This is a genomic window from Flavobacterium sp. 22659 (genome assembly GCF_052044235.1).
Lineage (GTDB): Bacteria > Bacteroidota > Bacteroidia > Flavobacteriales > Flavobacteriaceae > Flavobacterium > Flavobacterium johnsoniae.
On sequence record NZ_JBQEMU010000007.1, the window covers coordinates 130725 to 154505 of the forward strand.

The window sequence follows — 23781 nt, forward strand, 5'->3', positions numbered from 1 at the left end:
CACAAAATGATTGATTTTTTTCTTGAAAGTTATAAAAATGCACCATTATGGCATATCATTCTGGAATTTTTGGTATTCGTTTGCGGGATCTTAAGCGTATGGTTTGCTAAGAAAGAAAATATTTGGGTTTATCCAACAGGATTAATTGCCACTGTAATTTCGGTTTACCTTTTATATGTTGCCGGTTATATTGGAGACATGATTATTAATGCTTATTTTTCAATTATGAGTATTTATGGCTGGTATATGTGGGCCAAAGGAACAGCAGTTGAAGATAATCTGCCAATTACTCGTACAACTTTTAATGAAAAAATAATCGGAATCTTACTGTTTATTGTAACGGTTTTTGTAGTTTTCGGCATTTATAAATATTTCGATTACGAAATACATAAAGATAATTATGTCGATATGATATCGTCAGGTATATTTTTCGCAGGAATGTGGTATATGGCAAGGAAGAAAATTGAAAACTGGACACTCTGGATTATCGGCGATATTATTGTAGTGCCTCTTTATGCCTATCGCGGCTTGGGGATGTTGTCGCTTCAATATTTAATTTTTACAATTTTAGCTATTTCAGCTTATTTAGAATGGAGAAAAATCTTAGACAGCAAAAAACAAATATCATAAAAATTGCTTTGTTTGGCCCTGAAAGTACAGGTAAAACTACATTAGCAAAACAACTCGCAGACCACTACAAAACAGAATGGGTTCCAGAGTTTGCACGCGATTATCTGCAGGAAAGATGGGAAGAAAATCAGCATATATGTACGGTTGATGATATGATGCCTATTGCTTACGGACAAGTTCTGTTAGAGAATGAAAAGCTTACTGAGGCGAATAAATATTTGTTTTGCGATACTAATTTAATGGTAACTAAAGTCTTCTCTGAAGTGTATTACGGTTTTTGTGATCCACTTTTAAATGAAGCTGCTTTAGAACATGATTACGATTTGTTTTTCCTCACGGATATTGATGTTCCATGGGAAAAAGATGATATTAGAGATACTCCGGAAGGAAGAGAAACCGTTTTTTCTGTATTCAAACAAACTTTAATTGATAATAAAAAGCCTTTTATAACCTTATCAGGTAATAAAGAAAGTCGTTTGGCAAAAGCCATAATGATTATAGATGCTTTAGGTGCTTTAAAAGAAAAAGGATTTTCTTCTCAGGATTTTGTTGAAATTTATAATCATGGAATTCCTTTCGAAAATATTTTAAAGCAGCTGGATATATTCAAAAACGGAATAGCAAAGAGCAGCTTGATTCGTCCAGCGACAATCAATAATGGCATTCTTAGTTTATCAGAAGTTGATTTTAAAGAAAAAGCTTCTTTTTTTGATAAACATAAGGAAGAATTTAAAATTAAAAAATTTGTTCCGGCTTCTGGTGCCGCTACCAGAATGTATAAGTTTTTAACGGCCTTTTTAAATGATTTTAATATTGAAAAAGAAACCATAAATGCTTATATCAATAGGAAAAAAGATAAAGAACTAGCCATTTTTATTATTGGGATGGATAAGTTTCCTTTTTTTGAAGATGTTGACAAAAAACTGAGAGAACTTTATCCTGATTTTGAAAACCTGGAAAGAGATTATAAAAACTATTATTTTATAAAACTGTTATTATCTCCTGAACATTTTAACTCGGCAAACAAGCCAAAAGCAGTTTTACCATTTCATTTATATAAAACTCATATAGCAACACCTATAGAAGAACATTTAAATGAATGTGTGCATTATGCAACAGCAAAGCGTATTTCGAATTTACATTTTACAGTTTCAGAAATACATCAGGATTTGTTTGAAAAAACAGTTGATGCGGTTAAAAACAAAGTAGAGGAACATTCTAATGTTAAAATCAATATTAGATATTCTTATCAAAATAAAGGTACAGATTCAATTAATGTAGATGGGAATAATAAACTGGTAAGAAGTTCAAATGGAAGTCTGGTTTTTAGACCTGGCGGACATGGTGCTTTAATTGAAAACCTGAATAATCTGGATTCAGACATTATTTTTATTAAAAATATTGATAATGTAATTCAAAATCATATTGATAAAATTGCTTTATATAAAAAGGCTTTAGGAGGAATTTTGATTGAAGTACAGCAAAAAGTATTTGGATATTTAAAAGCAATTGAAAAAAATGAAGTGAAAGAAGAGGATCTTAAAGAAATTGTGGATGTTTTAATGCAAAAACTAAACATTCAGATGACTGAAGATTTCAATAAATTTACTTTTGAGAATAAAATTACTAAAATAAAAGAACTGTTAGATCGTCCAATACGAGTTTGCGGAATGGTTCGAAATGAGGGAGAACCTGGCGGAGGACCGTTTTGGGTAATGAACGATAAAGGCGAGGTTTCTTTGCAGATCGTAGAAACATCACAGGTAGATTTAGCAAATAAAAAACAGCTTGAAGTTCTAGAAGAAGCTACGCATTTTAACCCGGTAGATTTGGTTTGCGGAATCAAAAATTATAAAGGAGAAAAATTTGACCTGAAAAAATTTGTTGACGAAAAATCGGGATTTATAGTTGAAAAAAGTGTTGAAGGGAAAGCCGTAAAAAGTTATGAACTTCCGGGATTATGGAATGGTTCGATGGCAAATTGGCTGACAGTTTTTGTTGCTGTGCCTTTAATTACTTTTAATCCGGTAAAAACGGTAAACGATTTATTAAAACCGGCACATCAGCCACAATAATGGATAACGAGAAAATCATATCAGAATTAAACTTTAAAGCCGTTCGAAGCAGTGGTGCGGGCGGGCAGAACGTAAACAAAGTTTCTTCAAAAGTTGTTTTGTCTTTTGATTTAGAAGCTTCTCAAGCCTTGTCTGATGATGAAAAAACACTTCTAAAAGAGAATTTATCAACTCGTTTGACTTCTGAAAATATCTTAATATTAAATTGCGACGAAGATAGAAGCCAGCTTAAGAATAAAGAAATTGTTGTAAAGCGATTTCTGGAATTAGTTAAAAAAGGATTATATGTTCCAAAAGTTCGAAAAGCAACAAAAGTTCCCAAAGCAGTAATCAAAAAAAGAATTAAAGACAAAAAGAACATTTCTGATTTAAAACAGTCCCGAAGAAAACCTGATTTTTAGTATTAAGACTACAGAATTAAGTATTAAGAAATCCAAAAGTGAAAAATCGTAATACCTAATACATTTATCTTAATACTTTTCTATATTTGCATTGTCTCAAAGGGGTGCTCTAAATAACGAGCTGAGATCATACCCAAAGAACCTGAGCGAGTAATGTTGCTAAGGGAAAAACGACAAATCACAGCGTGCACACTATGTTTTGTCGTGAAACACATTTATTAATTTAACAAAAGAATAATTCCCCCTTTTATTCGTAATTCTTTACGAATGAAAACTTTTTTTTTAAGTGCTAAGGCACAGAGGTACAAAGGTTCTAAGTTGAGCCAAAAGTTTATTTTCTTTATTATATTCTCTATTTTCTTTACTCTATTCTCTTTTGGACAAGAACAAGACTCAACCAAAGTAAATCAGCTTGATAATGTTTTGGTTTCTGCAGTTCGTGTTACGGCCAAAACACCGGTTACGTTTAGTAATATGGATAAAAAAGAAATCAAATACCGAAATCTTGGTCAGGATATACCTGTTTTAATGAATTATCTGCCATCGGTAGTAACAACATCAGATGCCGGAGGAGGAATAGGTTATACCGGAATCAGAGTCCGCGGAAGCGATGCAACAAGAGTAAACGTAACCATAAACGGAATTCCATACAACGATGCCGAAAGTCAGGGGACTTTTTGGGTTAATATGCCCGATTTTGCTTCATCTGTAGAAAGTCTGCAATTACAGCGAGGAGTTGGAACTTCTACCAATGGTTCATCTGCTTTTGGAGCGAGTTTAAATATGCTTACAGACAGTTATGCATCTAAACCAACAGGAGAAATTTCAAGCTCTTACGGAAGTTTCAATTCAAATAAAAACACAGTAAAATTCAGTACAGGTTTGTTGAATGACCATTTTGAACTTGCCGGACGTTTGTCTACAGTTAAATCTGATGGTTATGTAGATCGTGCAAGTTCTGATTTGAAATCTTATTTTTTACAAGGAACCTACGTTGGCAAAACTACATTAATTAAAGCTTTGGTTTTTGGCGGAACAGAAAAAACATACCAATCATGGAACGGAATTGATGCCGAAACATTAAATTCAAACCGAACTTTCAATTCTGCCGGAATGTATACGGATGAATCTGGAAATACTCGTTTTTACGATAACGAAACCGATAATTACAAACAGAATCATTATCAATTGCATTGGAGTGAATCTTTCTCTGATAAATGGAGTACTAACTTCGCTTTGCATTATACAAAAGGGCAGGGGTATTATGATAATTATAAAGAAGATGCTGATATGGCCGACTATGGTTTACAGCCAGTTGGAACCGTAACAACAACCGATTTAGTGCGTCAGAAATGGTTAGACAATGATTTTTACGGAACTACTTTTTCTGTAAAATATAAAGAAGAAAAATTAGATGTTATTCTTGGGGGAGGCTGGAATAAATACGAAGGAGATCATTTTGGAAAAGTAATCTGGGCAAGATATGCTTCAACTTCAGAATTGGGAGATCATTACTATGACGACTATTCTGTAAAAACAGATGGGAATGTTTTTGCAAAAGCAAATTATCAGCTGACTGAAAAATTAAGCTTATATGGAGATTTACAATACCGTAGAGTACATTATAAAGCGAATAGTGCCGAAACTGGTTTAGTAAATGATACATTCAATTTCTTTAATCCAAAAGCAGGTTTAAACTACGAAATCAATCAAAAAAACACACTTTATTTCTCTTATGCACGTGCTAATCGTGAGCCAAACAGAACAGATTACGAAGGTGGAAATGTAAAACCTGAGAAATTGAATGATTTTGAATTAGGATGGAGATTTAATTCAGAGAAAATCCAATTAAATTCGAACTTCTATTATATGGGATATAAAGATCAATTGATTTTAACTGGAAGATTAGACGATGTTGGTGCGCCAATTCGTGCTAATACTGAAAAAAGCTATCGCTTAGGATTTGAGTTTGATGCGACAATTTCACTTTCAGAAAAATTTATTATCAGACCTAACTTTACTTTAAGCAGTAATAAAAATCTAGACTTAGCTGTTGAAGGACAATACTACGGAACAACTAAAATTGCTTACTCTCCAGAAGTTATAGCCGGAAATATTATTGTATACAAACCAATTGAAAACTTATATGTTTCGTTATTGCAAAAATACGTTGGAGAACAGTATATGAATAATATTGAGCTTCCAGAAGCCAAACTGGCAGACTATTTTGTGAACGATTTGAATATTTCTTATGAAATAAAACCAAAATCAATTTTCAAATCAATTACAATAACAGGGTTGGTAAACAATATTCTGGATAAAAAATATGTTTCAAACGGAGCAATGTGGGATATTTATCCATACTATTATCCGCAGGCAGGAATTAATTTCTTAGCCGGATTAACTTTGAAATTCTAAAAAAATAAAAAAGCCTGAAAGTAAATTTCAGGCTTTTTTTTATTTTTAATTGTAAACGTGAATTACAGTTCCCGTTACCTGAACTTTATATTGTTTTAGAGGATATTCTTTTCCTCCAAGTCCTGTAAACAAACTGTAAGAAGTTTTATCGCAGGAACAAACAGCATTAATACCGTCAATTGTCATGGCAGCGCATGAATTTATCTCCTGATTAGGACATGCAGCATCAAAAGCATTATAACCGCTTCCGGCATTAAAAATAATAATTCCTTTTGCACCGTAATTGGGAACTATAACAGCATTGCTGACATATTTGAGATTTGAATAAGAAGGCAGATTCATATCTACGGATAAATTAACAGAATAACTCGGTATATATGGGTTTTTGTTACTGCGATCGCTGTCACTGCACGAAAAAAGCACAGAAACGAAAAGAATTAAGAGCCAGATTTTTTTCATTATTTTAATAAGAATTAGTGAAACAAAAATAATTTATTTAGATTTGAATTTTATATGATTAACATATAATTATGTACTATTAAAAATAATAGTATATTTGTAATACAAAATCCCGTCCCGATGGGATTTTTTCTATTTATATAAACGATGAAGTTATGAGTAAAGTATCTTATTATACCGCTGATGGGTTAAAAAAGTTAAAAGATGAATTGGAGCATTTAAAGAGTGTAATGCGTCCTAAAGCATCTCAAGATATAGCAGACGCAAGAGACAAAGGCGATTTATCTGAAAATGCCGAGTACGATGCTGCAAAAGAAGCGCAGGGTTTATTAGAAATGAGAATTGCTAAACTTGAAGAAGTATATGCAAATGCAAGATTAATTGATGAATCTCAATTAGATGTTTCTAAAGTTTTGGTTCTTTCTAATGTGAAAATTAAAAACCAAAGCAACGGAATGGAAATGAAATATACGCTTGTTGCAGAAAGTGAAGCTGATTTAAAAACAGGAAAAATATCTGTAACTTCTCCTATTGGAAAAGGACTGCTGGGAAAATCTGTTGGTGAAATTGCCGAAATTACAGTACCAAACGGAACTTTGAAATTCGAAATTCTTGAAATTACAAGAGAATAAATTTTTTATAGTTTAACCGTTAAATCGTTAAATCGGTTAAGCGGTTAACCAGTTAAACGAATAAACTATGAGTTCAATATTCACTAAAATAGTAAACGGAGAAATTCCTGCCTATAAAATTGCCGAAGATGATAACTATCTGGCTTTTTTAGATGTAAATCCAAACGCAAAAGGCCATACACTTTGTATTCCGAAACAAGAAATCGATAAGATTTTCGATATGGATGAAGAATTGTATTTAGGATTAATGAAATTCTCTAAAAAAATTGCAGCAGCATTAGAAAAAACAGTTCCTTGTAAAAGAATCGGAATTGCGGTTGTAGGTTTAGAAGTTCCTCACGCACACGTACATTTAATTCCATTAAATCATATGGATGAAATGCGTTTTCAGGACAAAGTTTCGCTTTCAAAAGAAGAATTTGAAACTTTAGCAAAAGATATTCAGTCTAATCTTTAAGATTAAACCCAAAATAAAAAACACCAATTCAGTTTTGAGTTGGTGTTTTTTTTATGTCTAATTTTTAAGCCGGATTGGTAGTTTCATAAGTAATCTGAAACGTAGTTCCTTTACCAATTTCAGAATTAAGAACTTTAATCTTTCCGTTGTGATATTCCTCAACAATTCTTTTGGTTAAAGAAAGACCTAATCCCCAGCCGCGTTTTTTTGTTGTAAAACCGGGTTCAAAAATAGTTTTGAATTGGTTTTTTGCAATACCGCTTCCAGAATCTTTCACGTTAATTTTTATATGATGAGCATCTTTTTCAATATAAAGATCTAAAGTTCCTTTTCCTTTCATGGCATCAATAGCATTTTTAACAAGGTTTTCGATCGTCCAGCTGTGAAGTGTTGGATTGATTAAAGCAAAAATTGGTTTTTCGGGAACCTGATAAGAAAAAGTAACCTGTTTAGAAAAACGTGATTGTAAATATTCGTACGTATTTAAAGTTTCGGCAACAATATCGTGCGGTTCTAAAACAGGAACAGAACCAATTTTAGAAAAACGATCCGTTATCGTCTGCAGGCGTTCCACATCTTTTTCAATTTCAATAGTTATGGATTGATCAATCGCTTCGGTTTTTAAAATCTCAACCCAGCCGATTAAAGATGATAAAGGTGTTCCAATTTGATGAGCTGTTTCTTTTGCCATTCCCGCCAGCAGTTTATTTTGCGTTGCCATTTTTGTGCTTTTGTAAAAATTGTAAATCAAAGCGGCACACAAAAAGATAATCAGTAATAAAGCTACAGGATAATATTTGAGTTTATTAAGTAAAGCTGAATTTCCATAATAAAGCGTTTGATATTTTCCCGGAGCATATTCAAAAGTAATAGGTTCATTTTCATTACCTAATTTTCTCAAATAATTGGCTCTTTTTTTCTTGTTCGTCAAGATCTCTTCTGGGACATTTGTGGCACTTACCACTTTATCATACAATATTACTATACCAGGAATAGAGGTATTATTGTTAATAATTTGAAGAGGAAGTTCAATGTCTGTATTTTCGTCAGCATTTACAATTGTAATTTGGGCATTTACAAAAAGCTTCATTTTTAAACGTTCTTCATTCTTAAAAATTTGGAAAAATGTATAAGTATTCCAGAGAATCAGCGAAATGATTAAAAAGGATATGAAAATTATAACCCAACGAGTTGTATTTCTACTTTCAGAAAAGCGCATAAACTAAATTTTGAGGTATAAATATAACGAAATAAACACATTTTATATTTTGCAGGGGCTTAAAAGATTTTTGTTTTAATCTTCAAAACTATTTCTTTGAATTGAACGATTTCAATACTTTTGTATGACCGAAATGAGGTTCGGTTAAACAGAAAAATTATGATTAGCATCAATCCAAAAGAGATACCTACGGCACAGCTGCAGGGATATTTACAAAGTGCAGTAGGGCCAAGGCCAATTGCTTTTGCAAGTACAATAAGCGAAAAAGGAATTCCTAATTTGTCTCCCTTTAGTTTCTTTAATGTATTTAGTGCTAATCCACCCATTTTGGTTTTTTCGCCTTCAAGACGTGTTCGGGACAATACCGTAAAGCATACTTTGATTAATGCCGAAGCCACGAAAGAAGTCGTAATAAATGTTGTCAATTATGATATTGTACAACAGACTTCGCTGGCAAGTACAGAATATGGAGACGACGTAAACGAATTTATAAAAGCCGGTTTAACGCAGATTCCTTCAGATTTTGTAAAACCTTATCGTGTAAAAGAATCTCCAGTTCAGTTTGAATGCAAGATTACACAGATTATTCCGTTAGGAACAGAAGGAGGAGCTGGAAACCTGATTTTGTGTGAAGTAGTAAAAATTCACATTCACGAATCAATTTTGGATAAAAACGGAGCAATAGACCAGCATAAAATAGATTTAGTTTCAAGACTTGGCGGAAATTGGTATTCAAGATCCAATCAGGGGCTTTTTGAAGTCGCAAAACCACTAACAACTTTGGGCGTAGGAGTAGATGCAATTCCTAATTTTATTAGAGAAAGTCCTGTGTTTGATGGCAATGACCTCGGAAAATTAGGCAACGTAGAAACCTTGCCTACAAAAGAAGAAGTTAGTATATTTGTGAAAGAAAATTTTTCTGTAAAAGGGGTTTTAAGCTCAGATGATCAGGAAAAAGTTCATTTAGAAGCCAAAAAATATCTCAATAATGATGACGTTGAGTCAGCCTGGAAAGTGCTTTTAGCTAAAAAATAAGAAAAGAAATAATAATTAATTATAGACGAAGATGGAAGTTATAGGAAAAGTAAAAGTGGTTAATCCTGAGCAGCAAGTTAGTGCTTCATTCAAAAAAAGAGAACTAGTAGTTACTACAGATGAGCAGTATCCACAGCACATTTTAATCGAATTTACACAAGATAAATGCGATTTATTAAGCAGCTATAAACAAGGAGAGGCAGTAAAAGTTTCTATCAATTTAAGAGGAAGAGAATGGGTTAATCCACAAGGAGAAACTAGATATTTCAATAGTATTCAAGGTTGGAGAATCGAAAGAATGGCACCAGAAGGACCTGCACAAACACCTTCAGTTCCTGCAGCAGAAGCTTTCGCTCCAGCGACAAATTTAAACGAAGACGAACCAGACGATTTACCGTTCTAAGAGTTTAAAATTCAATTTATTAAATTCCAAATTCCAATTCATTTCCGTGAATTTGGGATTTGGAATTTTATTTTTGAGTTCATTTCATCAAATGACAATTTTTTAGGATTTGGAATTTAAAAGTTGACGATTTAAAATGTATTATTTATTTAAAGATTTGTTTTTTCCGCCGGTTTCAGAAGCTGATGAAGAAGGTGTTTTGGCTATTGGAGGCGATTTAGATCCAGAGCGGTTAAAACTGGCCTATAAAAGCGGTATTTTTCCTTGGTTTAATGAAGGTGAACCTATTCTTTGGTGGGCGCCGGATCCAAGAATGGTACTGTTTTTCGATGAATTGGTAATATCCAAAAGCATGCGGAAAATCCTCAATAAAAAAATATTTAAGGTTACTTATAATAAAAACTTCAAAGAAGTAATTTCTAATTGCCAGCAGATAAAACGTGAAGGACAGAACGGAACATGGATTTCTAACGAAATGATCGAAGCCTATTGCGAACTTCATAAACAAGGAATTGCAAAATCTGTTGAGGTTTGGCAGGATGAAGTTTTGGTTGGCGGTTTATACGGAATAGATTTAGGTCATGTTTTTTGCGGAGAAAGTATGTTTTCTAAAGTTTCAAATGCTTCAAAAACAGCTTTTATCGCTTTAGCGTTATATTTGAAGAAAGAAAATTATAAACTGCTGGATTGCCAGGTTTATAACTCGCACTTAGAGAGTTTAGGCTGCCGAGAAATAGATCGCGAAGAGTTTATGTCTATTTTAAAAAGCAAATAGAAATGAGTGCAATTTATATTGTAAAGGAAATTTACATTTATCCAATAAAAAGCTTGGCAGGAATAAGCTGTAAATCTGCTTTAGCTGAAGAAATGGGATTCGAAAACGATCGCAGATGGATGTTAATTGATGCTGAAAATCAAATGTTGACGCAGAGAGAACATCGTATTATGAGTCAGTTTTATCCAAATATTTCAGATGGAAAAGTCAGTATAACTTTTCAGGATCAGGAACATGAATTTTTTATTGATGAACATTTAGAGAGCACAATAAAAGTAAATGTCTGGGATGATAAAAGCGAAGTTGTTGAGGTAAATCATAAAACATCAAAATGGTTTAGCCAGCACTTAGGTTTTGATTGTAAATTAGTCAAAATATTAAAAAACGGAGCTCGTAAACACGAAAGCTCCAGATTAAAAGAAACTTTCAATGTGAGTCTGGCTGATGGTTATCCGTATTTACTAATAGGATCAAAAAGTCTGGATTTTTTGAATGATAAGCTTGATGAGAAAATTACAATAAAAAGATTTCGCCCAAACATTGTAGTAAGCACCGAAAATGCTCACGAAGAAGACGATTTTAAGACTTTTACTATTGGAGAAGTCCAGTTTAAAAACATAAAACCGTGCGGAAGATGCATTATGGTTAATAACGATCCTGAAAACGGACGTTTAAAAAAAGAACCTCTTAAAACATTAAGCACATATAGAAATTTTGATAATTCTGTTTTATTTGGGACTAATATTGTAAGCTTAAACTCTGGTAATATTACAGTTGGCGATGCGCTTGTTTTCTAAAAATTCAGTTTAGTAAAATTCCAGTTTAATGTATTAAAAATTATTAATTCGTTCTTTAAAGCTGGTAATTCCAGAATTAATTTAAGTGTTTCGTGTGCCATCATATTTCCAATAATTCCAGGTAAAGTTCCTAAAACGCCATTTAAATTGCAGTTTGGTACATCTTTAGGATCTGGCATTTCAGGAAATAAATCTCTTAGGTTTTTACTTCCGTTATGATTAAAAACTGCAATTTGCCCTTCAAACTTTAAAATACTTCCATAAACTAAGGGTTTATTTAATTCAACACAAGTGTCATTGACTAAATAACGAGTAGAAAAATTATCAGAACCGTCCACAACAATATCATATTGCTGAATGATTTTTGCAGCATTTTCAACAGTTAATTTTTCATTAATTGCAATAGCTTCAATCAACGGATTGAGTTTTGAAACCACATCTTTTGCAATTATTGATTTGTGCTTTCCAATTTCATTTTCGGTGTATAAAATTTGTCGATGAAGATTGTGAATTTCAATCGTATCAAAATCCATAATTCCAATAAAACCTACTCCTGCAGTGGCAATGTATTGTAAAATTGGGCAGCCTAAACCGCCGGCACCAATTACCAAAACCCGTGCTTTTTTTAGTTTTTCCTGACCTTCGTCGCCAATTTCAGGAAGAATAGTTTGTCTGTTGTAACGAAGGAATTCTTGAATAATGCTCATTTTAATCTAGTCTTAAAGTTTGAAAGTCAAAAGTCGAAAGCCAAAAGTTGTAAATGAAAGGTTTAAGTGAAGTTTGGGACTTTATGACTTTAGGCTTTCCAACTTTCGACTATAGGCTTTATCCCAGTCTTTCCAGACAGGTTCGTAACCCGCATTTTTTATAATTTTTGAGATTTCTTCTGCAGAACGTTCATCGCTGATTTCGAATTGTTCTAAAGACTGCGGATCAACAACATAACCACCCGGATTTGTTTTAGAGCCGGCACTCATACTTGTAACACCAATTGGAATTATATTATTTCTGAATTTTTCGTTTTCGCGGGTTGAAATCGAAATTTCTAAATCTTCATTCCATAAACGATAAGCACAGATCAATTGCGTCAAATCTTTATCATCCATAATAAAATTAGGTTCGATAATTCCTTCGGCAGGGCGGAGGCGGGGAAAAGAAACAGAATATTTGGTCTGCCAGTATTTCTTTTGAAGATAATCTAAATGCAAAGCATTAAAAAAGCTGTCCGTTCGCCAGTCTTCTAAACCTAATAAAACGCCTAAACCTATTTTATGAATTCCTGCAGTTCCAATTCTATCAGGAGTTTCAAGTCGATAATCAAAATTTGATTTTTTGCCTTTAGTATGATACTTTTTATAAACCTCCTGATGATAGGTTTCCTGATAGACCAAAACCGAATATACTCCTGCAGCATGCAAACGCTCATAATCTTCTTGAGAAAGCGGTTGTACTTCAACAGAAATAATCGAAAAATCGTTTTTAATTAAATTAATTGCATTTAGAAAATAATTGATGTTTACAGTATAATTTGCTTCGCCTGTAACTAATAAAACATGATCAAAACCAGTCTTTTTTAAGGCTTCAACTTCTAGTTTTATTTCTGTATCCGTCAATGTTTTTCTTTTGATTTTATTGTCTAAACTAAATCCACAATAGGTACAAATATTTTGGCATTCGTTACTTAAATATAATGGCGCATACATTTGAATCGTTTTGCCAAAACGTTTCTTGGTAATTTCATGGCATTTCTGAGCCATCTCTTCCAGATAATTTTGGGCAATAGGTGAAATCAAAATCAAAAAATCATCGAGATTGTATTTGGTTTTAGCCAAAGTTCGTTCGACATCTTTAGATGTGGTTTGGTATATTCTGGATTGGATTTCATCCCAATTGTATTGCTCAAAAATAGATTTGAATGTGTTCATAGTTTTTGTTTTTTAACCGCAAGGCACGCTAAGAATTACGCAAGGTTCGCAAAGCTTTGCGTTCTTAGCGCTTTTCTTTGCGAACTTTGCGGTTAAATTTATTCATAAAGAAAAGAAGTCAAAGGGCTGGAAGCAGAAGCATAGTTCTGCTGATTGGCAGCTCTGGCTTCAAAAGCCTTTCTCCCTGCAATAACAGCCTCTTTAAAAGCTTCAGCCATTAATTTGGGATTCCCGGCAACGGCAATTGCAGTGTTTACCAAAACGGCGTCAGCACCAATTTCCATTGCTTTCGCAGCATCAGAAGGTACGCCAATTCCAGCATCAACTATTACAGGGACATTACTCTGCTCGATTATAATTTCTAAAAAATCAATAGTTTTTAAACCCTTGTTGCTTCCAATTGGTGAACCCAAAGGCATTACAGCAGTTGTTCCGGCGCTTTCTAAATGTTTGCATAAAACAGGATCTGCATGAATGTAAGGGAGAACAAAAAAACCAAGTTTTGCAAGTTCTTCTGTGGCTTTTAAAGTTTCAATTGGATCCGGCATTAAATATTTTGGATCAGGATGAATTTCCAGCTTAACCCAATTGGTTTCTAAAGCCTCACGAGCCAATTGAGCTGCAAAAACAGCTTCTTTTGCATTTCTTGCACCAGATGTATTAGGAAGCAAATTAATATTAGGATGTTTTAAATGAGATAAAATAGCATCAGTATCTGTTTCCAGATCAATGCGTTTTAATGCAACCGTAACTAATTCGCTTTCTGAAGCTAAAACAGCCTCTTCCATTTCCTGATTTGATCCAAATTTTCCTGTTCCTAAAAACAAACGAGACTTGAAGCTTTTGTCTCCAATATTAAACAATGACGTTTGCATATAATTTTTCGTTTAATTGTTGAATTAGTATTTTCTTTTCGTCGCTTTCTGTTATGATTCCGGAAACTGCAATTCCGTGAATTCCTGTTTCCATTAAAGGATTTATATCTTTTAAAGTAATTCCGCCAATAGCATAAACCGGAACTTCAATTTTATTTTTCTTCATTTTTTGAAGAATCTCAAAATAACCGGATAGACCTAAAATTGGACTTAGTTTTTCTTTTGTGTTTGTAAATCTAAAAGGACCCAATCCGATATAATTGCATCCATTTTTTACGTGATTCTGAATATCTTCAAAAGTGTTTGCTGTTCCTCCAATAATTTTTTCAGCTCCTAAAATGGTTCGGGCTTCGTCGATTTTCATGTCTGATAAACCAAGATGCACACCATCTGCATTAATCTGCTGTGCGAGATAAAGATTATCGTTTATAATAAAGCTGGCCAGATATTTTTCGCACAAAAGCTTTATTTCTTCAGCTAAGATGAAAGAGTCTTTTTCGGTTTGGTTTTTAAATCGCATTTGTATCCAATCGCATCCTGAGTCTAAAGCCTGATGAATATTGCGGACTTGGTCTTCGATTGTGTTTCCCTGTGAAATGTATTGCAGTTTATTGTACATAATGATATCCAATTAATGTTGATGTTGAACTCAGGTATTTTTCGATATATTTTTTAGCATTTTTGCAGGCTTCTTTTATAGTTTGATTGCAAGCCAGATTAGAAGCAATAGCTGATGAAAGAACACACCCTGAACCATGTTTTTCAGAACATTCTTTTTCTGTTGGAAACAAATCATAAATCTCATTTTTAAGAAACAAACGATCAGTTCCAATTTCAGTTTCATTGTGTCCGCCTTTCAATAAAATATTGACAGGGATCTTAATTTCTTTACAAAGCATTTTTGAAATAAACCCTGGAAATAAAATTTCGATTTCATGATAATTAGGGGTAATCAAATCAATTTTTGACAATATTTTATATAAATGAGAATAATCTTCAATTGTCATAAACTCAAATTTTGTTGTTGATTTTAAAACCGGATCCCAGACAATTTTAGTTGTGGGAGACAAATTTTTTATCGTCGAAATAATTTGATTCAAGTCATTTAAAGAAGAAACAATACCGATTTTAACAGTGCTGATTTTATAACTGTTAAACAGCGTTTCTATCGAACGAATAATAAAATCTGAATTAGTCCATTGAATTTCATGAAATACATTTTCTGTCTGAATTGTATTGGCTGTTGAAATACCAAAACCTGTTACTTTGTGCTGTTCAAATGTTTTGATATCAGCCAAAATACCAGCACCTCCAGACGGATCTAAGCCTGCGATTGTAAGTACGAAAGGACGGTTTGCTGACATATTTTAAATTGTTTTACAGGGTTTTCATTGTTCCAAATAGTTCCTAAAAGTGCCACATCATCAAAACCATTTTTAAGCGTTTTTGAAATGTTATCAGAGCATATTCCTCCTAATGCAATAGCTTTTGTCCTATAGTTTTTTCTCAATTTTAATGCTTCAAAAAGATCTGTTTCCGGCTGATAATTCTCTTTTGAAATACTTTTAAAAACGGGGCTTAGAAATGCATAATCAAAATCACTTTCTAAAGAATTAAAATCTTCAATTGAATGTGTTGATGTTGATTTAGACCTGCAGGGTTTTAAAAACCTTGCAGGAAAATCATTTAGATCTTTTCTTTCTTTTTCAGGAAAATGAATTCTGGTAATTCCAAAATCTTCTGCTAAATCGTGATGACTATGCAAAACCAAATTAGCGTGAAATTCCAATTTGATTTGAAGAATAAAATGTGCCATTTCTATTCTTGAAAAATCAGGTTTCCGAATGTGAAGCAAAGACAATCCTTCTTCTAATAAAAAATGAAGAATTTCAATTTCATTTTTAATGGAAAAAGGGGTTGTAATTACAATCATTTCAAAAAAGTATTAAGTAAGATGGAAGTATTAAGACTTTGAAGATGTTGAATCTTAATACTTAATACTGTCATCTTAATACATTACTAAATATAAATCTCTTTTCCCTGTTCAATAAATTCCTCTGATTTCTCCTGCATTCCTTTTTCTGCAGCAGCGACATCTCTAATTTCCTGAGATATTTTCATAGAGCAGAATTTTGGTCCGCACATCGAACAGAAATGCGCCACTTTTGCACCATCTGCCGGAAGTGTTTCATCATGAAATTCTCTTGCAGTGTCAGGATCTAATGCTAAATTAAACTGGTCTTCCCAGCGGAATTCAAAACGAGCTTTACTCAAAGCATTATCGCGATATTGTGCTCCTGGATGACCTTTTGCCAAGTCGGCGGCATGTGCCGAAATTTTATAGGTAATCACGCCGTCTTTTACATCTTTTTTGTTGGGTAAACCCAGATGTTCTTTTGGTGTTACATAACACAGCATTGCACAGCCATACCAGCCAATCATTGCAGCGCCAATTGCAGATGTAATATGATCATAACCCGGTGCAATATCTGTAGTTAATGGGCCTAAAGTATAAAATGGTGCTTCATGACAATGTTCTAATTGTTTCTCCATATTTTCTTTGATCATGTGCATCGGAACGTGTCCCGGACCTTCAATGAAAACCTGTACATCATGTTTCCAGGCAATTTTTGTCAATTCTCCTAAAGTTTCTAATTCTGCAAATTGAGCAGCATCATTTGCATCTGCAATCGAACCCGGACGTAAACCGTCTCCCAAAGAAAAAGCGACATCGTATTGTTTCATGATTTCACAGATTTCTTCAAAATGTGTATAAAGGAAATTTTCTTTATGATGAAACAAACACCATTTCGCCATAATTGAACCGCCGCGAGAAACAATTCCAGTAACACGATTTGCGGTTAGATGAATGTATCGAAGCAAAACTCCGGCGTGAATTGTAAAGTATGAAACGCCTTGTTCTGCTTGTTCAATCAAGGTGTCACGGAAAATCTCCCAAGTTAAATCTTCAGCAATTCCTTTTACTTTTTCTAATGCCTGATAAATTGGAACGGTGCCAATTGGAACAGGTGAATTTCTAATAATCCATTCTCTGGTTTCATGAATGTTTTTTCCCGTAGATAAATCCATAATCGTATCAGCTCCCCAGCGGCAAGCCCAAACAGCTTTTTCAACTTCTTCTTCAATACTCGAAGTCACAGCGCTGTTTCCAATATTAGCATTAATTTTTACCAGGAAATTGCGTCCCACAATCATAGGTTCGCTTTCTGGATGATTGATGTTATTTGGAATAATTGCTCTCCCGCAGGCAACTTCTGAACGGACAAATTCTGGGGTAATTTTGCTTTTTGGTGTATTAGCTCCAAAACTCTCTCCGCTGTGCTGGCATTGCATTGCTTTAGTCTGCTCGTTTAAAAGTTCGATACGCTGGTTTTCACGAATCGCGATATATTCCATTTCCGGCGTAATAATACCTTGCTTAGCGTAATACAATTGTGTTACGTTTGCACCTTTTTTAGCACGTTTTGGCTGATGTAAATATTCAAATCGAAGATGATTCAGACTTTCATCTTTCAATCGGCTTTGTCCGTAATCTGATGTGATTTCACTTAAAATTTCAACATCATTTCTGTCAAGAATCCATTTTTCGCGTAAGCGTGGTAATCCTTTTCTAATATCAATTTCTACATTTGGATCAGTATATGGTCCGGAAGTATCGTAAACGGTTACAGGTGGATTTTTTTCAATTCCTCCGTTTGAAAGTTTGGTATCATTTAAAGTAATTTCGCGCATGGCTACTTTTATTGGGTGAATTTCTCCGTCGATATAGACTTTTTTAGAGTTTGGAAATGGGGTTCTGGATATTTGTTCTTCTGTAGTCATAGGAAAAGAAGTTATGAGTTATGAATTATGAGTTGTTGCAGCGACACACCAGAGTGCGTCTACGTCAAGTTTGTAATTAGAATTTTTAAATTGAAATTTTAGTCTTTATCCTCCTTGCGTAGCAGAAATAATTAAAATTTCGTCGGTTTCTTGTACAAGGAATTCGTTCCATTTGATTTTTGGAACAACGGTATTGTTTACAGCAACGGCGATTCCGTTTTGCTTGTGCGGAATTTCGAGATCGAGCAATGATTGAACGCTTAGCGATTCAGCATTGAATTTTTTGGTTTGTTGATTGATTTTTAGTTCCATTCCTTTTTGAGTTTAGTGTATAGATACACAATAGGAATGGCTGCAATAACGCACAGAAATGCGTTTAAGAAGTCATCTTACTTTTCCCTACGCTAGTATGAACTAGATCAGGTTCAGAGGGTAAAATCTCAGCCTGCGTGATGCAGACACCCCTAAAGTGTGAAGCAAATGTAATGATTTTTTTTAAGTTTTCACTCGCGGTCTCAGTTTTGAGCCTTTTAATTTTTGTTTTGATTTTTTTTTAAACTTAAAAAACGACTAAAAACTGAGACTGTGACTGAAAACTATTTAACTCTGGTAAAGCAGTCCTCGATATGATCATTTACCATTCCAGTCGCCTGCATATGAGCGTAAATAACGGTTGATCCTACGAATTTAAAACCGCGTTTTTTTAGGTCTTTACTAATTGCATCCGAAATTGGTGTGGTTGCCGGAACATCTTTTAAAGTTTTGGGTTTGTTGTCGATAGGTTTTCCATCAGTAAATTTCCAAATGTAACTTGAGAAACTTCCAAATTCTTCCTGGATTTTCATAAATGCCTGTGCGTTTGTAACGGCAGATTTAATTTTAAGTTTGTTGCGGATGATTCCAGTATTCTGCATCAATTCTTCGATTTTATCATCAGAATAATTGGCAATTTTTTTATAATCGAAGTTGTCAAAAGCAGTTTTAAAGTTTTCTCTTTTATTCAAAATGGTTATCCAGCTTAAACCTGCCTGAAAGGTTTCCAGAATTAAAAACTCAAAGAGAGTCGGATCGTCATAAACAGGAGTTCCCCATTCTTCGTCATGGTATTTTTTATATAAATCACTTGCTGAACACCAGCCGCATCTTATTGGTTCCATTTTTTTATTTCAAATGTATTAAAAAACCTCAAATCAATTAAGATTTGAGGTTTTATGAAACTTTGTGAGTTATTATTTTCTTTCAAAAAGTGTTATAGTAATCATGCTGTTTGTGTCATCGATTTTTTCAACATATTTTAGTTTTAATGTTGATTTCGTTAATTCTAAAACTTCAAAAGCATTTGACTCAGTATCTCCATCATAAATAGTAGTTAAAGTTTTGTCTTTTAATGACCAAGTTCCTTTATCAGTTGAAGATTCACACTTGTTATTGTTAAATTCATAAGTGATATCTGTAAATTTAGCATCAGAAGTAAATTCTATAATATCACTATCACATTTACCTTCATTTGGAATATTAACCAAGATTTCTTGTCCATTTACTACGCTTCCCATTTTTACAGGAGCCCATTTTCCTTCTATTGAACCGTTGTTATCATCATCGCTGCTGCAAGATGTTACTGCTAATCCTAAAGTTAAAACTGATACGAAAAGAATGCTTAATTTTTTCATTTTGGTTGATTTTATTTGTTAAATTTTTTGGCAAAAATAGAATCTTTTTTAACAAATAAACTTTTGTTCCATAAGTTTTTTCGTGTGTTTTTAACATTTTATTATAAGTTGTTGATTTTCAATACCAGGTATTTATACCTGTTTTTCAAATGATAATCTTCTTCTTAAATAATTTCTGTTATTTATATTATTTTTCTTCTTTTTCTTCGTCCAAATATCTTTTAATTAAATGATGGCCTAAATAGATTGCTGGTGTAAGTAAAATGGCGATTGCTAACTTAAAAGTGTAACCAATTAATCCTGAGGAAATAAAAGTGTCAAAATCTATTTTTCCCGGAAGCCAAAATGCAATTCCAAGAACAATAAAAGAGTCAAATAATTGAGAAATTACAGTTGATCCTGTAGTTCTTAACCATATTTTTTTATGTCCTGTTCGTTTTCTAAAGAACCAAAAAACACTTACATCGATTAACTGAGAAACCATAAAAGCGATTATACTTCCAAAAATAATCCACATACTTTGACCAAAAACGGCTTCAAACTGCTGATCATTAACTGGGCTTATTCCTTTTGCAGCCGGAATTACAATTGCCATAAATAAAATTAGAAATGCATATGCAATAAGACAGGCGGTTATAAAAGAAAGTTTTTTTACGCCCTTTTCGCCAAAATACTCATTAATTAAATCAGTTGTTAAAAATACAATTGGCCAGGGCAGAATTCCAATACTCATTACAAAAGGGCCAATCTGGATTAATTTTCCTCCTATAAGTTCTGCTACAACAGCATTTGTTATAAATATTCCTGCCAGAATTACAAAGACAATTTCTTTTCGGGTTTTAAACATGTTATTTTGGTTATGATGTTTCAAATTTAAGCTATTTCTTTAAATCATTGAAACGGATTAGGCAGTTCGTTTGAAGTTTGCTTTCGATTGGTTAATTTTGAGACTCTATCTTTAATTCCTGAAAAGGAATAAAGGAATTAATCTATGTACTTAAATTATGGAAAAACAACCCAATTTAAATAATCCGCTGCTTCAGGAATGGTCAGGTCCGTATGGAGGAGTGCCGGATTTCACAAAATATAAAATTTCAGATTTTAAACCGACAATTGAATTTGCTATTCAGGAAAAGCTGGAGGAAATTGATGCAATTGCAAATAGTTCGGAAAAACCAACTTTTGAAAATACTGTTCAAGCTTTAGAACTTTCGGGCGAAAAACTAGATCGTATTCATGCAGTTTACGGAATTTACAGATCAAATTTGAGTACTCCGGAATTTAATGCGGTAGATACAGAAATGTCGCCAAAACTGGCAGAAATCAGCGATAAACTCTATCAAAATGAAAAATTATTTTTAAGAATAGAAGAGTTATACAAATCTGAAGAAAGTAAAAAATTAACTTCTGAACAGCAGCGCCTTCTTTGGCTTTATTATACCGATTTTGTTCGTGAAGGAGCAGAGCTGAATAAGGAAGACAAAGAGAAGGTTGCGAAAATTAACCAAGAATTAGCAGGACTTTTTACGCTTTTCAGCCAAAAATTGCTGGCAGAAGAAAACGATCAGTATTTAGAATTAAATTCAGAAAGTGATTTAGAAGGTCTTCCAGAAGAATTTAAAAATGCCGCAATTGCAGAGGCAAAAGAAAGAAATCTGAATGTTTTGGCTTGTATAGGAAACACAAGATCTTCAATTGAGCCATTTTTGACTTTTTCAAATCGAAGAAGTTTAAGAGAAAAAGCTTTTGATATTTTTGTAAAAAGAGGCGATAATCTGAACGAAAATAATACAAACGAAACGCTGGTGTCTATTTTAAGATTACGAGCTGAAAAGGCTAAAATATTAGGGTTTAAGAATTTTGCAGAATGGAGTTTGTCTAATAAAATGGCAAAAGACCCGCAGAAAACTTTAGATTTAATGAATTCTGTCTGGAAACCAGCTGTCGAGAAAGTAAAAAATGATGTTTTGGCTATGCAGAAAATGGTTGATGAAGAAGGAGGAGATTTTAAAATCCAACCTTGGGATTATCGTTTTTATGCAGAAAAAGTTCGTAAAGCAAAATACGATTTAGATCAGAATGAAATTAAACAGTACCTGCAATTAGAAAATTTAAGAGAGGGTATGTTTTGGACAGCGGGAGAGTTGTTTGATTTAGGTTTTAAACAATTATTCGATGTTCCTGTTTATCATCCAGATGTTCGTGTTTGGGAAGTAAATAATAAGAATACAGGAAAAGTAATTGGCCTATGGTATTTTGATCCTTACGCCCGTACAGGAAAACGTTCAGGAGCTTGGATGAACTCGCATAGAGACCAGCAGAAAATAAAAGAAAACGTACTTCCAATAGTATCTAATAATTGCAATTTTATAAAAGGAAATGCAGATGAACCTGTTTTGATTTCGTGGGATGATGCGACGACTTTATTTCATGAATTTGGGCATGCTTTACACGGATTATGCTCGAATGTTACCTATCCAAGTCTTTCGGGAACTTCGGTTGCAAGAGATTATGTAGAATTTCCTTCTCAATTATTAGAACATTGGCTGGCAACTCCGGAAGTCCTTAATAAGTTCGCACTTCATTATAAAACGAATGAACCATTGTCGCAGTCTTTAGTAGAAAGAATTGCAAAAGCGGCTAATTTTAATGAAGGTTTTGCCACTGTAGAAACAATTTCAAGTTCTTTTGTGGATATGAAACTGCATTTAACTACAGAAAAAGTCGATCCTCATCAATTTGAAAAAGATATTTTGTCAGAAATTAATATGCCTTCAGAAATTGTAATGAGACACAGAATTCCGCAGTTTGCGCATATTTTTTCGAGTGATGGATATGCGGCAGGTTATTACAGTTATTTATGGGCTGATGTTATAAATGCAGATGCTTATGAAGCCTTTTTAGAAGGAAAAGGACCTTTTGATAAACAAGTTGCAAAACGTCTTTATGATATTGTTTTAACGGCAGGAAACACAATTGATAACGAGACGATGTATGAAAACTTTAGGGGACACGCTCCAAAATCGGATGCTTTAATGCGTGCAAGAAATTTTCCAGTCGAAAGTTAATTGATATAAAAAAGCCCGAATAAGTAAATATTCGGGCTTTTTAAATATTGAAATAATATATTAACCTAAAGTAACTCTTTTGAAACCTGTGATTTCAACGTTGAATCCTTTAACGTAATCACCAACTTTTTTACTGTCATCTTTGATGAAGTTTTGATCTAATAAAGCTTTTTCTTGATCTAAAGTAGTGTTGTCAGAAATGAAACGTTGTACTTTTCCTGGAAGAATTTTATCCCAGATTTGCTCTGGTTTACCTTCAGCTTTTAATTCAGCTTTAGCATCTTCTTCAGCTTGTTTGATAACTTCAGGAGTTAATTGAGAGAAAGAGATGTATTTAGGAACATTTTTTAAAGTTTTTCCTAAACGTTTTGCTTCTTCATTGTCTTTTTCGATTACAGCAATACGAGCAGCAAGTTCAGATTCAACGAAAGCTGGATCAAAATCTTTGTAAGATAATGTGTCAGCTCCCATAGAAGCAACTTGCATAGATACGTCTTTTGTTAAAGTCTCAGCATTAGCAATTGGAGCAGAAATAGCTGTTAAAGCAGCAATTTTGTTCACGTGAACGTAAGATCCAACGAAAGCGCCTTCTAAAATTTCGAAACCACCGATTTCGATTTTCTCACCGATAACTCCAGTTTGCTCGATTAATTTTTCAGCAACAGTAATTCCGTTGAAGTCAGAAGCTAAGAATTCTTCTTTATTAGAGAAGTTGATAGCTCTTTCAACTAAATCTTTAGCTAAAGTTACGAAAGCTTCGTTTTTACCTACGAAGTCAGTTTCACAGTTTAAAGTGATGATAGCTCCTTTAGTGTTGTCTGCATTGATAAAAGAAACAGCAGCTCCTTCAGAAGACTCACGGTCAGAACGGTTAGCAGCAACTTTCTGTCCTTTTTCTCTAAGGATTTGGATAGCTTTATCGAAATCTCCTTCAGCTTCAACTAAAGCTTTTTTACAGTCCATCATTCCGGCACCTGTAGATTGTCTTAATTTATTTACGTCTGCAGCAGTAATTGTTGACATGATATTTTGAATTTTTAATGTTAAAAGTAAAAAATTCCAGCTTTTAAATCCCAAACTCCAATTTTAATAAATTATC

The 23781-nt window shown here is 33.4% G+C and carries 25 protein-coding genes and 1 riboswitch; of the genes, 11 read left to right on the top strand and 14 right to left on the bottom strand.

Annotated elements, in window-relative coordinates; translation table 11 throughout:
- Positions 1 to 6 precede the first annotated feature (6 nt).
- The 4 genes from pnuC (at position 7) to ACTJIW_RS09715 (ending at position 5524) form a co-directional block, all read left to right on the top strand.
- Positions 7 to 630 carry a nicotinamide riboside transporter PnuC gene (gene pnuC, locus ACTJIW_RS09700; RefSeq protein ID WP_121362374.1) on the top strand — a complete coding sequence of 208 codons (624 nt, stop codon included), beginning with the start codon at positions 7 to 9 and terminating at the stop codon, positions 628 to 630.
- Positions 591 to 2705 (top strand): DUF4301 family protein, encoded by a 2115-nt coding sequence (locus tag ACTJIW_RS09705; RefSeq protein ID WP_440714518.1) that lies wholly within the window; start codon positions 591 to 593, stop codon positions 2703 to 2705. Before pnuC ends, ACTJIW_RS09705 begins: the two co-directional genes overlap by 40 nt.
- Complete coding sequence (arfB, locus tag ACTJIW_RS09710) at positions 2705 to 3106, top strand: alternative ribosome rescue aminoacyl-tRNA hydrolase ArfB (RefSeq protein ID WP_440714517.1); 402 nt, start codon at positions 2705 to 2707, stop codon at positions 3104 to 3106. Before ACTJIW_RS09705 ends, arfB begins: the two co-directional genes overlap by 1 nt.
- Before the next feature lie 267 nt (positions 3107 to 3373).
- A complete protein-coding gene (locus ACTJIW_RS09715) occupies positions 3374 to 5524 on the top strand; it encodes a TonB-dependent receptor (protein WP_440714516.1) in 2151 nt (716 codons plus the stop codon).
- A 45-nt stretch (positions 5525 to 5569) separates the two neighbouring features.
- On the opposite strand, the gene ACTJIW_RS09720 is transcribed toward ACTJIW_RS09715, so the two are convergent.
- The gene (locus ACTJIW_RS09720; RefSeq protein ID WP_012023665.1) at positions 5570 to 5983 is read right to left on the bottom strand and encodes a Rieske (2Fe-2S) protein; all 414 of its coding nucleotides are present in this window, start codon (positions 5981 to 5983) and stop codon (positions 5570 to 5572) included.
- A gap of 155 nt (positions 5984 to 6138) precedes the next feature.
- Between ACTJIW_RS09720 and greA the strand changes: the two genes are divergently transcribed.
- Both greA and ACTJIW_RS09730 read left to right on the top strand, forming a co-directional pair.
- Positions 6139 to 6615: a transcription elongation factor GreA gene (gene greA / locus ACTJIW_RS09725; RefSeq protein WP_012023666.1), complete on the top strand. Its 477-nt coding sequence runs from the start codon at positions 6139 to 6141 to the stop codon at positions 6613 to 6615.
- A 67-nt stretch (positions 6616 to 6682) separates the two neighbouring features.
- The gene (locus ACTJIW_RS09730) at positions 6683 to 7072 is read left to right on the top strand and encodes an HIT family protein (RefSeq protein ID WP_433815155.1); all 390 of its coding nucleotides are present in this window, start codon (positions 6683 to 6685) and stop codon (positions 7070 to 7072) included.
- A 64-nt stretch (positions 7073 to 7136) separates the two neighbouring features.
- Here ACTJIW_RS09730 and ACTJIW_RS09735 read toward each other — a convergent pair whose 3' ends face one another.
- Positions 7137 to 8291 (bottom strand): sensor histidine kinase, encoded by a 1155-nt coding sequence (locus tag ACTJIW_RS09735; protein WP_440714515.1) that lies wholly within the window; start codon positions 8289 to 8291, stop codon positions 7137 to 7139.
- A gap of 159 nt (positions 8292 to 8450) precedes the next feature.
- Between ACTJIW_RS09735 and ACTJIW_RS09740 the strand changes: the two genes are divergently transcribed.
- The 4 genes from ACTJIW_RS09740 (at position 8451) to ACTJIW_RS09755 (ending at position 11301) form a co-directional block, all read left to right on the top strand.
- Positions 8451 to 9326: a flavin reductase family protein gene (locus ACTJIW_RS09740; RefSeq protein ID WP_073407936.1), complete on the top strand. Its 876-nt coding sequence runs from the start codon at positions 8451 to 8453 to the stop codon at positions 9324 to 9326.
- Positions 9327 to 9357: 31 nt separating this feature from the next.
- Positions 9358 to 9729, top strand: coding sequence for a DUF3127 domain-containing protein (locus tag ACTJIW_RS09745; protein WP_012023670.1), 372 nt, complete (start codon positions 9358 to 9360; stop codon positions 9727 to 9729).
- A 136-nt stretch (positions 9730 to 9865) separates the two neighbouring features.
- Entirely contained in the window at positions 9866 to 10504 is a 639-nt protein-coding gene (aat, locus tag ACTJIW_RS09750) for a leucyl/phenylalanyl-tRNA--protein transferase (protein WP_012023671.1), read from the top strand.
- Between the two features lie 2 nt (positions 10505 to 10506).
- Positions 10507 to 11301, top strand: coding sequence for an MOSC domain-containing protein (locus ACTJIW_RS09755; protein WP_440714514.1), 795 nt, complete (start codon positions 10507 to 10509; stop codon positions 11299 to 11301).
- Here the strand turns inward: ACTJIW_RS09755 and ACTJIW_RS09760 are convergent.
- The 11 genes from ACTJIW_RS09760 to ACTJIW_RS09810 all read right to left on the bottom strand — a co-directional run bounded on the left by ACTJIW_RS09760 (position 11298) and on the right by ACTJIW_RS09810 (position 20461).
- On the bottom strand, positions 11298 to 12008 hold the full coding sequence (locus ACTJIW_RS09760; RefSeq protein ID WP_440714513.1) for a HesA/MoeB/ThiF family protein: 711 nt from the start codon (positions 12006 to 12008) through the stop codon (positions 11298 to 11300). The two genes, ACTJIW_RS09755 and ACTJIW_RS09760, sit on opposite strands and share 4 nt — an antisense overlap.
- 81 nt (positions 12009 to 12089) lie before the next feature.
- A complete protein-coding gene (thiH, locus tag ACTJIW_RS09765) occupies positions 12090 to 13226 on the bottom strand; it encodes a 2-iminoacetate synthase ThiH (RefSeq protein WP_440714512.1) in 1137 nt (378 codons plus the stop codon).
- A gap of 98 nt (positions 13227 to 13324) precedes the next feature.
- Positions 13325 to 14101, bottom strand: a complete 777-nt coding sequence (locus tag ACTJIW_RS09770) for a thiazole synthase (protein ID WP_012023675.1) — start codon at positions 14099 to 14101, stop codon at positions 13325 to 13327.
- Positions 14082 to 14720, bottom strand: coding sequence for a thiamine phosphate synthase (locus ACTJIW_RS09775; RefSeq protein ID WP_012023676.1), 639 nt, complete (start codon positions 14718 to 14720; stop codon positions 14082 to 14084). The genes ACTJIW_RS09770 and ACTJIW_RS09775 overlap by 20 nt, the downstream gene beginning before the upstream one ends.
- On the bottom strand, positions 14710 to 15465 hold the full coding sequence (locus ACTJIW_RS09780) for a hydroxymethylpyrimidine/phosphomethylpyrimidine kinase (protein ID WP_440714511.1): 756 nt from the start codon (positions 15463 to 15465) through the stop codon (positions 14710 to 14712). Before ACTJIW_RS09780 ends, ACTJIW_RS09775 begins: the two co-directional genes overlap by 11 nt.
- On the bottom strand, positions 15423 to 16034 hold the full coding sequence (locus ACTJIW_RS09785; RefSeq protein ID WP_440714510.1) for a thiamine phosphate synthase: 612 nt from the start codon (positions 16032 to 16034) through the stop codon (positions 15423 to 15425). Before ACTJIW_RS09785 ends, ACTJIW_RS09780 begins: the two co-directional genes overlap by 43 nt.
- Positions 16035 to 16120: 86 nt before the next feature.
- Positions 16121 to 17944, bottom strand: a complete 1824-nt coding sequence (gene thiC / locus ACTJIW_RS09790; RefSeq protein WP_440714509.1) for a phosphomethylpyrimidine synthase ThiC — start codon at positions 17942 to 17944, stop codon at positions 16121 to 16123.
- A 105-nt stretch (positions 17945 to 18049) separates the two neighbouring features.
- Positions 18050 to 18256, bottom strand: a complete 207-nt coding sequence (gene thiS / locus ACTJIW_RS09795) for a sulfur carrier protein ThiS (RefSeq protein ID WP_012023680.1) — start codon at positions 18254 to 18256, stop codon at positions 18050 to 18052.
- A 67-nt stretch (positions 18257 to 18323) separates the two neighbouring features.
- Positions 18324 to 18420, bottom strand: a riboswitch (TPP riboswitch).
- A 120-nt stretch (positions 18421 to 18540) separates the two neighbouring features.
- Complete coding sequence (locus ACTJIW_RS09800) at positions 18541 to 19101, bottom strand: DNA-3-methyladenine glycosylase I (RefSeq protein ID WP_073407924.1); 561 nt, start codon at positions 19099 to 19101, stop codon at positions 18541 to 18543.
- Positions 19102 to 19173: 72 nt separating this feature from the next.
- On the bottom strand, positions 19174 to 19614 hold the full coding sequence (locus tag ACTJIW_RS09805; RefSeq protein ID WP_073407923.1) for a lipocalin family protein: 441 nt from the start codon (positions 19612 to 19614) through the stop codon (positions 19174 to 19176).
- A gap of 187 nt (positions 19615 to 19801) precedes the next feature.
- Positions 19802 to 20461, bottom strand: a complete 660-nt coding sequence (locus ACTJIW_RS09810) for a queuosine precursor transporter (RefSeq protein ID WP_012023683.1) — start codon at positions 20459 to 20461, stop codon at positions 19802 to 19804.
- 157 nt (positions 20462 to 20618) lie between these two features.
- Between ACTJIW_RS09810 and ACTJIW_RS09815 the strand changes: the two genes are divergently transcribed.
- Positions 20619 to 22682, top strand: a complete 2064-nt coding sequence (locus ACTJIW_RS09815) for a M3 family metallopeptidase (RefSeq protein ID WP_440714508.1) — start codon at positions 20619 to 20621, stop codon at positions 22680 to 22682.
- 60 nt (positions 22683 to 22742) lie between these two features.
- On the opposite strand, the gene tsf is transcribed toward ACTJIW_RS09815, so the two are convergent.
- Positions 22743 to 23705 carry a translation elongation factor Ts gene (gene tsf, locus ACTJIW_RS09820; protein WP_012023685.1) on the bottom strand — a complete coding sequence of 321 codons (963 nt, stop codon included), beginning with the start codon at positions 23703 to 23705 and terminating at the stop codon, positions 22743 to 22745.
- Between the last annotated feature and the right edge of the window lie 76 nt (positions 23706 to 23781).

Coding starts and splice junctions, on each gene's coding strand:
- ACTJIW_RS09770 (WP_012023675.1), bottom strand. CDS start 14,101: ATGCAAACGTCATTGTTTAATATTGGAGACAAAAGCTTCAAGTCTCGT.
- ACTJIW_RS09720 (WP_012023665.1), bottom strand. CDS start 5,983: ATGAAAAAAATCTGGCTCTTAATTCTTTTCGTTTCTGTGCTTTTTTCG.
- ACTJIW_RS09760 (WP_440714513.1), bottom strand. CDS start 12,008: ATGAGCATTATTCAAGAATTCCTTCGTTACAACAGACAAACTATTCTT.
- ACTJIW_RS09800 (WP_073407924.1), bottom strand. CDS start 19,101: ATGGAACCAATAAGATGCGGCTGGTGTTCAGCAAGTGATTTATATAAA.
- tsf (WP_012023685.1), bottom strand. CDS start 23,705: ATGTCAACAATTACTGCTGCAGACGTAAATAAATTAAGACAATCTACA.
- thiH (WP_440714512.1), bottom strand. CDS start 13,226: ATGAACACATTCAAATCTATTTTTGAGCAATACAATTGGGATGAAATC.
- thiS (WP_012023680.1), bottom strand. CDS start 18,256: ATGGAACTAAAAATCAATCAACAAACCAAAAAATTCAATGCTGAATCG.
- ACTJIW_RS09735 (WP_440714515.1), bottom strand. CDS start 8,291: ATGCGCTTTTCTGAAAGTAGAAATACAACTCGTTGGGTTATAATTTTC.
- greA (WP_012023666.1), top strand. CDS start 6,139: ATGAGTAAAGTATCTTATTATACCGCTGATGGGTTAAAAAAGTTAAAA.
- ACTJIW_RS09815 (WP_440714508.1), top strand. CDS start 20,619: ATGGAAAAACAACCCAATTTAAATAATCCGCTGCTTCAGGAATGGTCA.
- ACTJIW_RS09780 (WP_440714511.1), bottom strand. CDS start 15,465: ATGTCAGCAAACCGTCCTTTCGTACTTACAATCGCAGGCTTAGATCCG.
- ACTJIW_RS09810 (WP_012023683.1), bottom strand. CDS start 20,461: ATGTTTAAAACCCGAAAAGAAATTGTCTTTGTAATTCTGGCAGGAATA.
- aat (WP_012023671.1), top strand. CDS start 9,866: ATGTATTATTTATTTAAAGATTTGTTTTTTCCGCCGGTTTCAGAAGCT.
- ACTJIW_RS09785 (WP_440714510.1), bottom strand. CDS start 16,034: ATGATTGTAATTACAACCCCTTTTTCCATTAAAAATGAAATTGAAATT.
- ACTJIW_RS09745 (WP_012023670.1), top strand. CDS start 9,358: ATGGAAGTTATAGGAAAAGTAAAAGTGGTTAATCCTGAGCAGCAAGTT.
- pnuC (WP_121362374.1), top strand. CDS start 7: ATGATTGATTTTTTTCTTGAAAGTTATAAAAATGCACCATTATGGCAT.
- arfB (WP_440714517.1), top strand. CDS start 2,705: ATGGATAACGAGAAAATCATATCAGAATTAAACTTTAAAGCCGTTCGA.
- ACTJIW_RS09805 (WP_073407923.1), bottom strand. CDS start 19,614: ATGAAAAAATTAAGCATTCTTTTCGTATCAGTTTTAACTTTAGGATTA.
- ACTJIW_RS09775 (WP_012023676.1), bottom strand. CDS start 14,720: ATGTACAATAAACTGCAATACATTTCACAGGGAAACACAATCGAAGAC.
- thiC (WP_440714509.1), bottom strand. CDS start 17,944: ATGACTACAGAAGAACAAATATCCAGAACCCCATTTCCAAACTCTAAA.
- ACTJIW_RS09715 (WP_440714516.1), top strand. CDS start 3,374: ATGAAAACTTTTTTTTTAAGTGCTAAGGCACAGAGGTACAAAGGTTCT.
- ACTJIW_RS09705 (WP_440714518.1), top strand. CDS start 591: ATGGAGAAAAATCTTAGACAGCAAAAAACAAATATCATAAAAATTGCT.
- ACTJIW_RS09730 (WP_433815155.1), top strand. CDS start 6,683: ATGAGTTCAATATTCACTAAAATAGTAAACGGAGAAATTCCTGCCTAT.
- ACTJIW_RS09740 (WP_073407936.1), top strand. CDS start 8,451: ATGATTAGCATCAATCCAAAAGAGATACCTACGGCACAGCTGCAGGGA.
- ACTJIW_RS09755 (WP_440714514.1), top strand. CDS start 10,507: ATGAGTGCAATTTATATTGTAAAGGAAATTTACATTTATCCAATAAAA.